This is a genomic window from Acidisoma sp., assembly GCF_965199065.1.
In the GTDB taxonomy this organism is placed as follows: Bacteria; Pseudomonadota; Alphaproteobacteria; order Acetobacterales; family Acetobacteraceae; genus Acidisoma.
Window position 1 is genome coordinate 183,198 of the sequence record NZ_CBDAQN010000003.1, and the last position, 14,031, is coordinate 197,228.

Consider the following 14,031-nt stretch of genomic DNA (forward strand, 5'->3'; position numbering starts at 1 on the left):
GCTCCATTGCGTTTTCCTGTCAATCTGCTGAAGCGGAAGTTGAAAGACCATGGGACTGAACCGAAGTCAGAGACGGGCGCAAGCCAAGATCCTGTTCGTACAGCAGCCTTCTTCGTCATCGAGCATGAGCGGCATCTTGGAGACCGGGCTTCGGCATCAGCGGGCCGGGCAACTGGCGCAGGCCAAGGCGGTCTATATCCAGGTGCTGAAAGTCAATCCTGGCCAAGCGGACGCTTTGCATCTGCTTGGCCTGATCGCCCATCAGGTCGGGCAGGATGCGATCGCGGTCGAAACGATTGGCCGCGCAATCGAAATCGAACCGCGGATCGCTCTCTACCGCTGCAGCCTTGGCAACGCGCTGAAGGGGCTGGGGCGCTTCGGCGAGGCGAAGGATGCCTATGCCGGGGCCATCCGTCTGACGCCCGATTTCGCCGAGGCTCATTACAATCTCGGCACTGTCCTCGCCGTGTTGGGATGCGTTCATGATGCAGCCGCGGCCTATGGCGCCGCGATCAGGCTCAAGCCCGATTTCGCCGAGGCGCACTACAACCTCGGCATGATCCTGTTGCAGCTGGGCCAGCTGGAGCGTGCGGCCGCCGCCTACCGCCACGCCATCCGCTCCAAACCGGACTATGCCGAGGCTTACGGCAACTTGGGCAAGACGTTGCATGAGCTCGGCCTGCCGGCGGAGGCTCTGGCAGCCTACGACGCCGCCATCCGCATCAAGCCCGATCTTGCCGAGGCCCATGCCAACCGAGGCAACGTTCTGAGGATGCTGGGCCGGCTTGCCGACGCCGCCGACGCGCATGGCGAGGCCATTCGGCTGAAGCCCGACTTTGCCGAGCCGCACTACAACCTTGGCAACACGCTGAAGGCGCTGGGACGCTCGGATGAGGCCATCGACGCCTACAATCATGCGATCCGCGCGAGCCCGGGTTTCGCCGAGGCCCACGTCAATCTCGGGATGGAGCTGTTACTGGCCGGCAACCTGCCTCGCGGCTGGGCGGAGTACGACTGGCGCCTGCGCCAAGCGTCCCCGCTTCTCCAGCCGAGAACCTTCTCCAAGCCGCAGTGGCGCGGAGAAAACCTCAACGGCCAGCGGATCCTGCTCCATGCCGAGCAGGGGCTGGGGGACACCATCCAATTTTGCCGCTACGTGCCGTTGGTCGCCGCCCGCGGCGGAGTGGTCACGCTGGAAGTGCCGAGGCCCCTGGTGCGGCTTCTATCCGGGCTTCCCGGCGTTACGCGGCTGATCGCGGCTGGCGATCCGATCCCGGCCTTCGATGTTCAGTGCTCGCTGATGAGTTTGCCGCTCGCTTTCGAGACCGCGATCGACACGATCCCTCAACACATGTCCTACCTTGCGGCCAAGGCGGATACCGTTTCGTCATGGCGCACGCGTCTGGGCCCGAAATCGAGGCGGCGCGTCGGCCTCGTCTGGAGCGGCGGCTTTCGGCCTGATCAGCCTGAGCTCGACGCTGTCAACCGGCGCCGGAACATACCGTTGCCGCTTATCGGCCAGCTGAACCATCCCGGTATAGATTTCATCAGTCTTCAAAAGGGGGAACCCGCGGAAGGCGAGTTGATCGCCATGAGGGACGTGCTCTGGCCTGAGGGCAACGTCTACAACGCGGCGCCCGCCATCGGCGATTTTCAGGATACGGCCGGCCTGATCGAGAATCTGGATCTGGTCATCAGCGTTGATACATCGACGGCACATCTCGCGGCGGCCATGGGCAAGCCGGTGTGGCTGCTCAACCGGTTCGATTCATGCTGGCGCTGGCTGGAGGACCGCGAGGACAGCCCTTGGTACCCGAGCCTGCGTCTGTTCCGGCAGACGAGACCGGGCGATTGGAGAGGCGTCATGCAAAGAGTGGGCGCAGCCTTGGCTTCCTGTTATTGCTGATTGCAACATTCGCAACTAGACTTCAAGACAAAGCACAAGAAACAGGCTTGCGCGCAAATCAGGTCGGTTCCTCGTAGAGTTACGCCGCAATGACGGGAGGGGCAGAAGCCAGCACGTTCACGTGACAAGATCTGATTATGACTTTTGCAATAGTCTGATCGCGTTATATTTCGGCGAATCCGGAAGTTCAACGGCAAGGGAACTGTCCATGTGTGCTTTATCCATCGCACGTTCGGCTGGGGCGGTTCTGCTTGCGACGGCGATGATCGCGGCGCCGCTCGCGGCCGATGCCGGCCCGCCTCGTCACATGGACCGACACTATGACCGGCATGGCCGCGGCGACTACCATCGCGGCGGCAACAATACGGGCGCCCTCATCGGGGGCGCCATCCTTGGGTTGGGGATCGGTGCGCTGGTTGGCGGGGCGATCGCGCAACAAGGCTATGCGCCGCCGCCGGGAGCCTACTACCCGCCGCCACCGCCAGGTCCGGGGTATGGACCGCCTCCCGGAGCCTATTATCCCTGATTGACGACACCGCACTTGGCGTCTCTGCAACGGAGTGATTTCAATGAAACGCACCTTGGTGCCGCGTCTGGCCGCACTTCTCGGGGCCATCGCTATTCCTGCCCTGACGTTGCCGGCAACCGCCTTCGCGCAAAACGCTTCGCCGGCGCCTGCTTCTCAGGGCGCGTCATCGTCCGCGAAGATTCCCGAGCTATCGAAAACGGGTTCCGAAAGGGTCGAGCAGCACATCAAGGAGCTTCATGATCAGCTTCACATCACGGCTGCGGAAGAGCCTTCATGGGCTCAGTTCGCCCAGGTCATGCGCGACAACGCAGCCCAGATGGAGCAGGCCCTGACCCAGCGCGGCAGAAATCTTGCCGGGATGAACGCCACGGAAACGATGCAATCATACGCACAACTCGCTCAACTGCATGCGACGAATATGCAGAAGCTGGCGAGCACGTTCCAGGCGCTCTACAGTGCGTTCCCGTCGTCTCAGAAGCAGATCGCCGACACTGTCTTCCGCATGAGAGCCACAGGCCCCTCCAGCGCCAACTCTAAATGACGTGGCGGGCTGTGTCGCACAGTCCGGAGGCGAGACGGCCCCGGACTAGGCCCCCACAACATAGCCGACCACCCCGCATGACACCGCGATGATGAGCGGGTTTACCTTGGTTGCGCAGAGAACAACGGTTGCCACCAGCGTCATCACCACCTGCACCCAGTTGCCCTCTGCGTGCCGGGCGACGATCATGCCGCCCGCGAGGATCAGACCGATCGTGATCGGCGCCAGTCCATCCTGGAAGGCGTGGCGAAACGCCTTCTCCCCATGCCCCTTATCCCACACCCGTGCGATGCCGTAGACGATGAGTCCCGTCGGCACCACCATGGCCGCGGTCGCTATCAACGCGCCCCAGATGCCCCCGGCGCGATAGCCGAGCAGACTGACAATGAGTGTGCTCGGTCCGGGCGCGGCCTGCGCGATCGCGAAATTGTCGGTGAATTGCTGCGGCGTCAGCCAGTGATGGACATGCACCGTCATCCGCTCGAACGCCGGGATCACCGCGTTCCCGCCGCCGAAGGCGAGCAGCGAGGTGAGGCCGAAGACGGAGCAGATTTGCAGAGCAAGAGCGAGCGTCATGGCGCCGCTCCGGTCGCGCCCGCTTTCGGAACGGCATGTGGCTCCAGAGTAGCCTGGGCCTTGATCCGCCTATGCGCGCGCCGCCAGGCCCAGCCGATGCCGAGAGGCGCCGTGATCAGCAGCGTCCACCACAGCGGCCAGCGTAAAACTCCGTTCAATACGAAGGTCAGCGCGAACAGCAGGACCGGCACCACCGAGGTGAGCGTCGTCCGTCCGGTCTTCCAAACCATCTGCAACGTCATGGCAACCGCTGCGGCGGCGAACCCCGCCAGCACATGCTGCACGGCATGGGAGTGCTGGAACACGGCGTAGAGGGCCGCGATGGCCATCAGCAGCACCGTTGGCATGAAGATGAGCCCGGCCAGTGCCGCCGCCGCGCCGCGCATCCCGTTCAGCTTGGTGCCCACGAAGACGGCCAGATTGACCTGGTTGGCCCCTGGCAGGATGCGGCAGATCGTCATCGCGCTCAGGAATTCCGGATCGTCCATCCATTTGCGGCGGGCGACCACCATCTCCCGCGACCACGCGGACAGGCCGCCGCCGAAGCTCGACAGCGAAATCTCGTTGAAGGTCGTCGCGATCTCCCAGGTCGAGGCGGCCGGCTTAGGCGCATCCAACATACCCGTTCCGGCCGCTACCTCACTCGTGGATGAGTTCGGAGTCATGCGGTTGGTCGTCCTCGGTGATGAGTTCAACAGTCAATGGGTCCGGCGGGTCGTAATGGCTCGCGTCGTGCCAGTCCTCAAGGAAAGTGTCGGCCAGGGCCTCGATCGCCGCCGGATCGTTGACGAAGCAGCCAAGCTCGCGCCGCAGATCGAAGGCGCTCCGATCGATGTTCATCGAGCCGACCATGGCGGTCTGGTGGTCGGCCAGGAGCAGCTTCGCATGTAGACGGAGGTGCTTCTGCTTACGGATTTTGATGCCGTTTAGTTTCATCATCCGCAGCGAGGCGAATGTATCCAGGATATCCCAGGTGCTGATGCCGTGCTTGCCGCCGCAGAGCACGCGCACGCGGACGCCGCGCTCATGCGCCTGGATGAGCCGGTCGAGCACGACCGCGTCGACGAACTTAGGGTGCTGCACGTCGAGCGTATGCTTCGCGGTGTCGATGTAGTGGCACATCAGCGTGCGCGACCCGCGGTTGCTCCAGACCAGCGCGCTTTTGTCCGGGCGCGTGAACTCCCGCCGGTTCCAGTCCGCCTCGAAACACGTCTCGATCTCGGCGACCACCTCCGGATTTTCAGTGACGATCCCGTAATCGCGCGTGGCCGTGAAATACTTCACCCCGAAGTTGAAGGTCGCGATCAGCGCGCTCCGGCTGTCCACCACCATCGATTTTTCATGGGTGACGGCGAAGGCCGGGCTGCTCCAGATGACCGTGCAGCCGCCTGCCGTTAGGCGCGCCTTCATGTCGTCGTTGGCGCGGCTGCCGGAGGAGCGGGCGGGGTTCAGCATCACCCGCACCGCGACGCCCCGCGCCTGGGCCGCGATCAGCGCCAGGGCGATATCATCCGACGTGAAGGTGAACATCTTCAGGCGGATCGTTTTCTCGGCGCCGTTGATGAGGTCAAGCACGGGCTGGCTGCCCTGCTTGGGCTCGATGATGGCGCGGGCCGCTTCAACCAGGGTGATATCGCGAGTGAGTTCCATGCCGTTCCGCCCACGCCCCTTAGGATTCTGTCGTCGCACCCTATCTCCCGATCAGCCTGACCTGACCGAAAAGGAGTATGCGATGCCACCCGACGATCTGCCGATCGATCAAGCGCAGGAAGATAGCACCAAGTCGTCAGGGACCAAGCCCTTGATCCGAAAAGAAGGCGCAACCGGCGTAGGCGCGGAGGCGGAAGTGCGTGGCGGCTCGGCGCAGCCGGACGAGCTGCCGATCGAACAGCAGCAACGTCGCGACCGGGCTAAGCCGTAACGTTCCCTGCGAAAACCCGGGCGAACAACGGGTTATGCCCCAGGATATGGAAAATCTCGGCCGGCCGGCCGACGGACCATATAGCGAGATCGCAGGCCCTTCCAACCTCGAGTGAGCCGATCGTATCGGAGAGTCCCAGAGCGCGCGCGGCCTCGAAGGTCACGCCTTTCAACACCTCGTCAACGGTCAGGCCGAACAGGGTCGCCGCCATGTGCATGGCGAGCAACAAAGAAACGAGCGGCGCGGTGCCGGGGTTGCAGTCAGTCGAAACGGCCATGCCGACCCCGTAGCGGCGGAAGGTCTCCACCGGCGGCGCCTGCCGTTCCCGCAACATATAGAAGGCGCCCGGCAGCAGCACCGCCACCGTGCCCGCAGCTCCCATCGCGGCGGCTCCGGCCTCGTCGGTGTATTCCACGTGATCTGCGGAGAGCGCGCCATGCCGGGCGGCCAGAGCAGCGCCGCCGCCGTTTGTCAGCTGGTCGGCATGGAGCTTCACCGGCAGGCCCAGGGCCCGGGCCGCGTTGAACACGCGTTCGATCTGCTCGGGCGAGAAGGCAATCCCTTCGCAGAAGCCATCGACCGCATCCGCTAGTCCAGCCGCCGCAACGGCCGGCAACATCTCGGTGCAGATCCGGGCGATGAAGGCATCGCGGTCGCCGGCGGCTTCTGGCGGCAGGGCGTGAGCGCCAAGAAAGCTGGTGACGAGCCTGACGGCGCGCTCGTCTCCCAGGCTGCGCGCCACCCGGAGCAGTTTGAGTTCATTGGCGGTATCGAGACCGTAGCCGGATTTGGCCTCGAGCGTGGTGACGCCCTCCGCCATCAACCGGTCGAGCCGCACCAGCGCCTGCTCGCGGAGCGACTCCTCGCTGGCGGCGCGGACGGCCTGGACCGAGGAGAGGATGCCGCCGCCCGCGCGGGCGATGTCCTGGTAGCTGGCGCCGCCCAGCCGCATCTCCCACTCAGCGGCCCGGTTGCCGGCATAGACGATGTGGGTATGACAATCGATGAACCCAGGCGTGATCCACTGGCCATCGAGCCGGATCGTGTCTCGCGCTGCAGTCCCCGCCGGGAGGTCGGCCCGTCGACCGGCGAAGGCGATGCGCCCGTCGATAGAGCCGATGGCGCCATCGCGGATAACGCCTAATCCTGCGCAGGCCGCCGGATCCGCCCCCGGTTGGGCCCCCGCTTGGGTCATGGTGGCGAGATTGCCCCCAAGCCATAGACGATCGAATGGCTGCCGCTCAGCCATTGGTGGAACAGGATGACAAGGCCGCGGTTCAGACCGTTTTCTTGAGCGACGGTGACGCCTTGAAGCGCACAGTCTTGCCGGCCTTCACCTTGATCGATTCGCCGGTGCGAGGGTTGAGGCCTTTTCGCGCTTTCGTCTTGCGAACGATAAAGGTTCCGAAGCTCGGCAAGGTAAAGCGGCCGTTCTTCTTCAACTCCCGGACGATCGCGTCCATCACGTCGCTCGCTGCACGGTTCGCGGCAACACCTGTCGTGTCGGCCGACTCCTGGATGACCTGGGCAAGAAACGCTTTCGACATCGAAACCTCTTAACTTAGAAATGCTCTACCCAGGAACATGACACGCCTAACAGCACGAATCGCGAGCATGGGTCATTTGCCCAAGCTTCTTCCTCATCTATCTGGACGCGTCAACGATTTTCTCCTGACATGAAAGTAGCGCACGTCTCGGCGCACGCTGCGCGATCCTCCAGGTCTTGTTATAATGCAGCTAGCGCGAGAGGCCGTTGCCCAAAAGGGACAAAGCTGTAGCTGAAGCCGTGCCTGAACCGCGACAGGCTTCAGCAACGGTCATACGGTTGCAAGTATTCGCCGAAGGATCGTGAAGATCTGGTCGAGGTCCGACCGTTCCGCAACGAACGCGGGCGCGATGATGATCGTATCGCCCGCGACCCGGATGACCAATCCGGCGGCGAAGCAGGCCTTCATCATTGCGAAGCCACGGGCGCCAGGATTGCCGGACGGCGCAAGGTCGAACGCTCCCAGCATTCCGTAGCCGCGTGTGTCCGTGACGATCCCGAGGTCGCGCATGCCCGCGACGAGGTCGAGGAAATAGGGCGACAGGGCCTGGGCGCGGGCGAACAGGTCCTCGTCCTGGTAGATGCGGAGCGTGGCGATGGCCGCGGCACAGGCGACCGGATGAGCAGAGTAGGTATAGCCGTGGAAGAACTCGATGGCGTCGGGTGCGGCCACGTCCATGATGGTCTGGCAGACGCCTTCCCGCACGGCGACCGCACCCATCGGGATGCTGCCGTTGTTGATGGCCTTCGCCATCGTCATGATGTCGGGCGTGACGCCAAACGCCTGAGCCCCGAAGGGATGGCCGAGCCGGCCAAATCCGCAGATGACCTCGTCGAAGATCAGCAGGATGCCGTGCCTGTCGCAGATCGCGCGGAGCCGCTCGAGATAGCCGCGCGGCGGCACCAGAATGCCGACCGAGCCCGAAATCGGCTCGACGATGCAGGCGGCGATCGTGTCGGCGCCGTAGAGGTCGATCTGGCGCTGCAGGTCATCGGCGAGCGCTTCGCCGCCATGCTCGCCCTGCCCCATCGTGAAGCGGTTCTCGGGGATCATGGTGTGGCGGATATGGGAAACGCCGGGCAGGCCCAAGCCGAACATCTGGCGGTTCTTGACCATGCCGCCGACCGACCAGCCGCCAAAGTTCGTGCCGTGGTAGCCCTTCTCGCGTCCGACCAATCGCAGCCGCTGCCCCTCGCCTCGCGCCCGATGGTAGTTGATGGCGATCTTGAGCGCCGTCTCCACCGCCTCCGACCCGCCGCTGGTGAAGAATATGCGGTTGAGGTCGCCAGGCGTCATCGCGGCGAGTTCGGTTGCCAGCCGGAAGGAGCCGGGCGTGCCGAACTGGAAAGCGGGCGCGTAATCGAGTTCGGCCATCTGCTTGGTGACGGCCTCGCGGATCTCGGCGCGCCCGTGGCCGGCGGGCGTCGTGTAGAGCCCCGAGATGCTGTCGATCAGCCGGTCACCCTGAGGGTTCCAGTAATGAATCCCCTCCGCGCGCACGATGATGCGCGGCGCCTCGCGGAACTGCCGGTTGGACGTATAGGGCATCCAATGGTTGTCGAGCGGCTCGTTAAAAAGGGCGGGCGCGGTATCCATGGCTATGAGACCTCATCGGGCGGTGCGGTCCGACTGTTATAAACCTCCCATAGGGTCGCGCCAGTCTGGAAGGAACGTCAGCCCTCGCCCCAGATCAGGCTCAGCACCTGCTCCCTGAGCGCCACGAAATCGGCGCCCGCCTTGATCCGGCGGATATCACGCTCGCCTGCCAGACGCGCGAAGGGCGACGGAATGCGCGCCAGCACCCGGCCGGGGCGCTGCGACATCACCACCACCTCGGTGCCGAGAAACACCGCCTCGTCGACGCTATGGGTAATGAACAGCACCGTCATGCCGCGGCGCTTCCAGACGGTGTGCAGTTCCTCCTGCATCTTCTCCCGCGTCAGAGCGTCGAGCGCGCCGAAGGGCTCGTCCATCAGCAGCAGCTCCGGCTCGTTCGCGAGCGCCCGCGCGATGGCAAGCCGCTGCTGCATGCCGCCGGAAAGCTGGTACGGGTAGCGGTCGCGAAAATCCCACAGGCCCACCGAGCGCAGCCAGTATTCGACGCGCGCCTGTCGCTCCGCGCGCGGCAGGCCGCGCATGGTGGGCCCGAAGCCGGCATTGGCGGCAACCGTCTTCCAGGGGAACAGCGCCGCCTGCTGAAATACGACGCCGCGATCCGGCCCCGGACCGGTCACCGCCACGCCGCCGACGCTGACGGTGCCGGCGGTCGGCTTCAGGAACCCGGCGAGCGTCTGCATGAGCGTCGTCTTGCCGCAGCCCGACGGCCCCACGATGCAGACGAAGTCGCCCTGGGCGAAGCCGAGATCGGTCGGGCTGAGCGCCGCCGTCGCCTGCGCCGTGCCGGCGTTGTAGGTGACGGAGACGCCTTCGAAACGAACGAACGACGCTTTCGTCAAGGCATGGGCCGTCACCGCGCCTTGATCAGGCAACCGCTTTTTCCAGGTAGCTGGTGTCGATGCCCTTCTGGTAGGCGGCAAGCCCGAGCGAGCGGCGGATGCTCTTCTGCCCCACGAGGAATTGCGCCGTATGCTGCAACTCGGCCGCGAACGCGCCGGGGTGGCCGGGCGTGCCGAGCCATTGCGCGGTCAGCTGCGTCTTCAGCGGCACGAAATCGTATTCGCGCAGGTTTGCGGCGGCGACGGCCGCGGTCACGCCCGCCGCCGGTCCGACGATGGCCGCCGCCTGATCCGGCTGCGTCTGATAGAGGTTCAGCGCCTTTCCATAGGCCGCGAGAATGCCGGTCACCGCCGCCGGGTTTGCGTGGGCGAAACCATTGCGGGCGACGATGAGGTCGGCGATGACATAGCCCTTCGCATCGAGCACATCATAGGTCTTGTAGACGACGCCGCCATCGGCCAGCAATTCGGCCTTGGCCGGGCTCCACACATAGGCGGCGTCGATGTCGCCCCTCTTCCAGGCGGCGACGATCTGCTCGGGCGGCAGGTCGAGGACGGTCACCTCGCTCAGCGACAGGTTGTTGGTCTTGAGGAAGCCGATCAGGCGGAAATGCGAGGTCGAGCCGAACGGCGTCGCGATCTTTTTGCCTTTGAAGTCGGCAGGGCTTTTGATGTTGTCGGAGGCCCGCACCGTCATCTCCTCGGCGGGCCCGATATTGTCGAGCATGGCGACGACCTTGTAGGGGATGCCCTGGCTGATCCCGGCGGCGGAGGGCGACGAGCCGATGCCGATGCCGATGTCGAGGCTGCCCGCGACGACGCCCGCGTTGATCTGCGCGCCGCTGCCGACCTCCACCCAGTTGATATGAGCCTTGGCCGCATCCTCGAACCAGCCCTGCGACTTGGCGATCATGGTGGGCTTGGTCTCGACGAAGTAGCCGATGTTGATGGTGGGCGTGGCTGCACGGGCCGGTCGCCTCGTCAAAGCAGCGGTGAGCCCGAGGCCCGCCGCGCCTGCGAGCACCTGCCGCCGTCCTGGCCCAAGTATCGTGTTGGTCATGCGTCTCTCCTGTTGTTGCATTACTGTCATTTGCCGGCCCAGTGCACGATGCGGCGCTGGGCCAGGAGCAATCCGCGGTCGAGGCCGACGCCCATGGCCGCGATCATGAGAATGCCGGCGATGACGTAGTCGCTGCGGAGGAAGCGGCCGGCATCGAGAATGAGCCAGCCGATGCCGCTGCTGCCCGCGATCATCTCGGCGGCTATGAGCGTTGCATAAACAATGCCAATGGAGAGCCGGGCACCGATGAAGATGTCGCCCAGCGCCGAGGGCAGCACGACATGCAGGAAGATTTGAAACGGGCTGGCGCCGAGGGACTGCGCCGCCTGCACCCGCTGGGGCGAGACCTGCCGCACGCCATCCCGCGCGGCGACGGCGGAAACCGGCAACGCCGCCAGGAACAGCAGCACGATCTTGGGCGTCTCGCCGATGCCGAACCAGACGATGAGCAGCACGAGGTAGGCCAGTTGCGGCAGCGGCCTCAGGAACTCGATGAAGGGGGCCGCCAGCGCATCGACCGTCGGCGACATGCCCATGGTCAGCCCCAAAATCGTGCCGAGGATGGTGCCGATGCCGAACCCTACCGCCACGCGCATCAGGCTGAGGCCGATATGCGCGCCGAGGCTGTAGCCCTTGTAGCCGTTGACGACGAGATCGGCGCCGCCGCTCCAAAGCTCGTCGGGCGTGGGCAGCAGCAGGTCGCTGACGGCGCCGGTCCAGGTCGCCGTCGCCCAGGCAGCGAGCACGACCGCGATGGCGAGCAGCGTCACGATCCATGGCCGGCCCGTGACGAGGCGTCTCATTCGCGTCCCCGCCAGTGGATGATGCCGCGATCGAGGCCGAGCAGGATGCTGTTCAGCATCATGCCGAGGATGCCGAGGATGATGATGCCGAGCAGGATCACGTCGTTGCGCAGGAATTGGCTGGCCGAGAAGATCATCCAGCCGAGCCCGTCGCTGCCGGCCATGAGTTCGGCGGCGACGACGGTGGAAAACGCCGCCGCCAGCGCGATCCTGAGCCCGGTCGAGATGGTGGGCAGGGCGGCGGGCAGCACGACATGCCGGAAAATCTGGCCACGGCTGGCCCCGAGCGAGGCGGCGGCTTGGAGTTTCTGCACCGGCACGTCCGCCACGGCGGCGTAGCTGGCGCTCGCGATGATCGGGAAGGCGGTGATCGCCAGGAGCCCGACCTTGGCGACATCGCCCGTGCCGAGCCACAGCATGAGCAGCACGAGGAACGAGAGCGGCGGCAACGGACGGAGGAATTGCACGAACCAATCGGCCCCGGCGGCGGCAATGCGGTTCATGCCCATCCAGAGGCCGAGCGGCACGCCCACGATCGTGCCGACGGCAAATCCACCGAGGGCGCGGAGGAGTGTCGCGCCGATGTCCTCGCCGAGGCTGGTGCCGCGGTAGCCGTGGCGGGAGATGTCGATGAGGGCGGCAACGACCTGGGCAGGACTCGCGAGCAGTCCGGATGGCACGATGTGAAGTGTGTTCATCGCCTGCCATCCAAGCAGCGCCACACAGACGGAGACGCAGCCGAGGCTGAGTCTCCGCCAGGGCGGCTCGCCGAGTTGGTTCGAGGATGCGAGTTTAAACACTGCGCTCACGTAAAATATGGCTGAGACAGTGTCAAATAGGCACTGTCCGTCGTCAATTCAGAAGCCGGGATTTGCCGGATTGGAATGTTGCCTCCGGCTGAGGCTTGGCTGACAGTTGCAGTCCTGATCTGAAAGCAAAGTCCGTGTTGAACCGGCTTTTCATGCGCGCACCTGTCGCCGCCCCGCTGGCGCCTCCTCCGCGTGCCATTCCGGATTTACCGGCCTTGCTCGAAGCCATCGAGGCGTATCAGCCGGTTTTCCGCACCGAGCCCGATGCCGGGCATCGGCTCATTGCCAGTTGGCCTGTCTCCGGCGGACTGGTCGCCACCGAGCCACGCGGCTTTCTGCGCCCTGCCGATGCGCTGACCCTCTACGACATCGCCCGCTACACCTCGGGCGACGCCCTGGAGATCGGCAGCGCCTGGGGGCTGTCCGCCACGATCCTGTGCCGGGCCATGAAAGCGCGTGGTGGCGGCAAAGTCGTCTCGATGGAAATCGATCCGGAGTTCCAGCGCCTGACGATGGCGGCGGTGCGCAAGCTCCGGCTCGGCCGGTGGCACGAGATGAGGGGCGGCGATGGTTTTGGCTTGTTGCGGCAGGCCGCCGCACGACAGGAAAGTTTCTCCGCCATATTCATCGACCACGATCATCGGCTGGAAGCCTCGCTGCAGGCGTGCTCTCTGTTGCCGCAATTGCTGGCGCCCGGCGGCCTCATGCTGTTCCATGACTTTAACGACCGGCTGAACGAGACCGGTGAATACGGCGTCTACGCGGCGGTGGCGAAGATGTTGCGGGATCATCCGGCGTTGGCACTCTACGGTGTGCCCGGTTGCTGTGCTCTGGTGGGTTGGAGGTAGGCGTGGGTCCGACCATCACCGTCATCATGCCGGTCTATAACGGCAGGTCATATCTGGAAGCCTCCATTCGGAGTGCCGCCGCGCAGACCACCCAGCCTGTCGAGATCATCGTGATCGACGACGGGTCATCCGATGGTTCCGCCGATTTCGCGGAATCGCTGCAGACGCCATTCACAAAACATGTGCTGCGTGTTGAGAACGGGGGGCAATCGCGCGCGCGCAACATCGCGGCCGCTCAGGCAACGGGCGAGCTTCTCGCCTTCCTCGATCACGACGACATCTGGCATCGCCGCCATCTCGAGCTTCTGGCCGCGCCCTTTGCAATCGACCCCGACCTTGGATGGTCCTATTGCGACATCGACGAGATGGACCACGATGCGAAGGTCGTTCATCTGCAGCTGCTGCATGTCCTCAACCCCGAGGTCGAGCACCCGAAGCGGAGCCTGTATAATCTTCTCGCCTCGGACATGTACATCTTTCCCAGCGCCGCGGTCGTGCGCGCCTCCGCCTTCGCGGCGGTGGGTGGTTTCGACGAACGGCTGGCGGGTTATGAAGATGATGACCTGTTCCTCCGGCTGTTCCGAAGCGGCTGGAGGAATGTGTTCATCCCGGAAAGTCTGGTGCGCTATCGCCGCCACACATCGAGCAGCGCGTTCAGCGAGCGCATGTGGCGGAGCCGGGAGATTTACGCGGCCAAGCTCATGGCGGCTTTTCCGGACGACCGGGAGCTGTCGCGTTTCTGGGTGCGAGACCTCATCGCGCCGCGCTTTTTCAGGGCGGGTTTGGCCGAATACATCCGTCACATGGACCGCGGGCGGCCCGACCTTTGCGCCCTCGCGCTTGACGTGGCGCAGCGCTATTCGGCTCTGTCCCGGCCGGGGCTGCGCCGCCGTCTGCGGCAAGGCATCATCTTCCGGCTGATGAAGCAGCCAAAGCTTTTCAGGTTTCTCTTCTATCTGCTCCGGCGCGATCCGCGCTTCCGAAAGCGTCGTCCACAAACAGCCTGACGACTGGCGCTTGCCGCTCTGGCCCGGC

The 14,031-nt window shown here is 64.7% G+C and carries 16 protein-coding genes; 6 read left to right on the forward strand and 10 right to left on the reverse strand.

Features of this window, described 5'->3' with window-relative positions; genetic code table 11:
- Positions 1-124 precede the first annotated feature (124 nt).
- From ACOEQ1_RS09055 to ACOEQ1_RS09065, 3 genes are all read left to right on the forward strand, one after another.
- A complete protein-coding gene (locus tag ACOEQ1_RS09055; protein ID WP_419758924.1) occupies positions 125-1,906 on the forward strand; it encodes a tetratricopeptide repeat protein in 1,782 nt (593 codons plus the stop codon).
- Between the two features lie 208 nt (positions 1,907-2,114).
- Positions 2,115-2,432, forward strand: coding sequence for a hypothetical protein (locus tag ACOEQ1_RS09060; protein ID WP_419758925.1), 318 nt, complete (start codon positions 2,115-2,117; stop codon positions 2,430-2,432).
- A gap of 43 nt (positions 2,433-2,475) precedes the next feature.
- A complete protein-coding gene (locus ACOEQ1_RS09065; protein ID WP_419758926.1) occupies positions 2,476-2,976 on the forward strand; it encodes a Spy/CpxP family protein refolding chaperone in 501 nt (166 codons plus the stop codon).
- 45 nt (positions 2,977-3,021) lie between these two features.
- On the opposite strand, the gene ACOEQ1_RS09070 is transcribed toward ACOEQ1_RS09065, so the two are convergent.
- The 3 genes from ACOEQ1_RS09070 to ACOEQ1_RS09080 are packed head-to-tail and all read right to left on the reverse strand — an operon-like array spanning position 3,022 to position 5,202.
- Entirely contained in the window at positions 3,022-3,552 is a 531-nt protein-coding gene (locus ACOEQ1_RS09070) for a chromate transporter (protein ID WP_419758927.1), read from the reverse strand.
- Positions 3,549-4,172: a chromate transporter gene (locus tag ACOEQ1_RS09075; protein ID WP_419758928.1), complete on the reverse strand. Its 624-nt coding sequence runs from the start codon at positions 4,170-4,172 to the stop codon at positions 3,549-3,551. Before ACOEQ1_RS09075 ends, ACOEQ1_RS09070 begins: the two co-directional genes overlap by 4 nt.
- Positions 4,173-4,191: 19 nt before the next feature.
- Positions 4,192-5,202 (reverse strand): phospholipase D-like domain-containing protein, encoded by a 1,011-nt coding sequence (locus ACOEQ1_RS09080; RefSeq protein ID WP_419758929.1) that lies wholly within the window; start codon positions 5,200-5,202, stop codon positions 4,192-4,194.
- Between the two features lie 82 nt (positions 5,203-5,284).
- Between ACOEQ1_RS09080 and ACOEQ1_RS09085 the strand changes: the two genes are divergently transcribed.
- A complete protein-coding gene (locus ACOEQ1_RS09085) occupies positions 5,285-5,473 on the forward strand; it encodes a hypothetical protein (RefSeq protein ID WP_419758930.1) in 189 nt (62 codons plus the stop codon).
- Here ACOEQ1_RS09085 and hutI read toward each other — a convergent pair.
- The 7 genes from hutI to ACOEQ1_RS09120 form a co-directional block, all read right to left on the reverse strand.
- Entirely contained in the window at positions 5,463-6,668 is a 1,206-nt protein-coding gene (gene hutI, locus ACOEQ1_RS09090) for an imidazolonepropionase (protein WP_419758931.1), read from the reverse strand. The two genes, ACOEQ1_RS09085 and hutI, sit on opposite strands and share 11 nt — an antisense overlap.
- A gap of 82 nt (positions 6,669-6,750) precedes the next feature.
- Complete coding sequence (locus ACOEQ1_RS09095) at positions 6,751-7,020, reverse strand: HU family DNA-binding protein (RefSeq protein ID WP_419758932.1); 270 nt, start codon at positions 7,018-7,020, stop codon at positions 6,751-6,753.
- Positions 7,021-7,290: 270 nt separating this feature from the next.
- On the reverse strand, positions 7,291-8,616 hold the full coding sequence (locus ACOEQ1_RS09100) for an aminotransferase class III-fold pyridoxal phosphate-dependent enzyme (RefSeq protein ID WP_419758933.1): 1,326 nt from the start codon (positions 8,614-8,616) through the stop codon (positions 7,291-7,293).
- Positions 8,617-8,693: 77 nt separating this feature from the next.
- Complete coding sequence (locus ACOEQ1_RS09105; protein ID WP_419758934.1) at positions 8,694-9,509, reverse strand: ABC transporter ATP-binding protein; 816 nt, start codon at positions 9,507-9,509, stop codon at positions 8,694-8,696.
- On the reverse strand, positions 9,502-10,536 hold the full coding sequence (locus tag ACOEQ1_RS09110; RefSeq protein WP_419758935.1) for an ABC transporter substrate-binding protein: 1,035 nt from the start codon (positions 10,534-10,536) through the stop codon (positions 9,502-9,504). The genes ACOEQ1_RS09105 and ACOEQ1_RS09110 overlap by 8 nt, the downstream gene beginning before the upstream one ends.
- 26 nt (positions 10,537-10,562) lie before the next feature.
- The gene (locus tag ACOEQ1_RS09115; RefSeq protein ID WP_419758936.1) at positions 10,563-11,339 is read right to left on the reverse strand and encodes an ABC transporter permease; all 777 of its coding nucleotides are present in this window, start codon (positions 11,337-11,339) and stop codon (positions 10,563-10,565) included.
- Positions 11,336-12,037: an ABC transporter permease gene (locus ACOEQ1_RS09120; RefSeq protein ID WP_419758937.1), complete on the reverse strand. Its 702-nt coding sequence runs from the start codon at positions 12,035-12,037 to the stop codon at positions 11,336-11,338. Before ACOEQ1_RS09120 ends, ACOEQ1_RS09115 begins: the two co-directional genes overlap by 4 nt.
- A 248-nt stretch (positions 12,038-12,285) precedes the next feature.
- Here ACOEQ1_RS09120 and ACOEQ1_RS09125 point away from each other — a divergent pair, with 248 nt between their 5' ends.
- Positions 12,286-12,996 carry a class I SAM-dependent methyltransferase gene (locus ACOEQ1_RS09125; RefSeq protein WP_419758938.1) on the forward strand — a complete coding sequence of 237 codons (711 nt, stop codon included), beginning with the start codon at positions 12,286-12,288 and terminating at the stop codon, positions 12,994-12,996.
- 2 nt (positions 12,997-12,998) lie between these two features.
- On the forward strand, positions 12,999-14,003 hold the full coding sequence (locus ACOEQ1_RS09130; RefSeq protein ID WP_419758939.1) for a glycosyltransferase family 2 protein: 1,005 nt from the start codon (positions 12,999-13,001) through the stop codon (positions 14,001-14,003).
- Positions 14,004-14,031: the final 28 nt, after the last annotated feature.

Bases quoted from the DNA above. Each gene is read 5' to 3' on its own strand.
- ACOEQ1_RS09055 (WP_419758924.1), top strand. From the start codon at position 125: ATGAGCGGCATCTTGGAGACCGGGCTTCGGCATCAGCGGGCCGGGCAA.
- ACOEQ1_RS09060 (WP_419758925.1), top strand. From the start codon at position 2,115: ATGTGTGCTTTATCCATCGCACGTTCGGCTGGGGCGGTTCTGCTTGCG.
- ACOEQ1_RS09065 (WP_419758926.1), top strand. From the start codon at position 2,476: ATGAAACGCACCTTGGTGCCGCGTCTGGCCGCACTTCTCGGGGCCATC.
- ACOEQ1_RS09070 (WP_419758927.1), bottom strand. From the start codon at position 3,552: ATGACGCTCGCTCTTGCTCTGCAAATCTGCTCCGTCTTCGGCCTCACC.
- ACOEQ1_RS09075 (WP_419758928.1), bottom strand. From the start codon at position 4,172: ATGTTGGATGCGCCTAAGCCGGCCGCCTCGACCTGGGAGATCGCGACG.
- ACOEQ1_RS09080 (WP_419758929.1), bottom strand. From the start codon at position 5,202: ATGGAACTCACTCGCGATATCACCCTGGTTGAAGCGGCCCGCGCCATC.
- ACOEQ1_RS09085 (WP_419758930.1), top strand. From the start codon at position 5,285: ATGCCACCCGACGATCTGCCGATCGATCAAGCGCAGGAAGATAGCACC.
- hutI (WP_419758931.1), bottom strand. From the start codon at position 6,668: ATGACCCAAGCGGGGGCCCAACCGGGGGCGGATCCGGCGGCCTGCGCA.
- ACOEQ1_RS09095 (WP_419758932.1), bottom strand. From the start codon at position 7,020: ATGTCGAAAGCGTTTCTTGCCCAGGTCATCCAGGAGTCGGCCGACACG.
- ACOEQ1_RS09100 (WP_419758933.1), bottom strand. From the start codon at position 8,616: ATGGATACCGCGCCCGCCCTTTTTAACGAGCCGCTCGACAACCATTGG.
- ACOEQ1_RS09110 (WP_419758935.1), bottom strand. From the start codon at position 10,536: ATGACCAACACGATACTTGGGCCAGGACGGCGGCAGGTGCTCGCAGGC.
- ACOEQ1_RS09115 (WP_419758936.1), bottom strand. From the start codon at position 11,339: ATGAGACGCCTCGTCACGGGCCGGCCATGGATCGTGACGCTGCTCGCC.
- ACOEQ1_RS09120 (WP_419758937.1), bottom strand. From the start codon at position 12,037: ATGAACACACTTCACATCGTGCCATCCGGACTGCTCGCGAGTCCTGCC.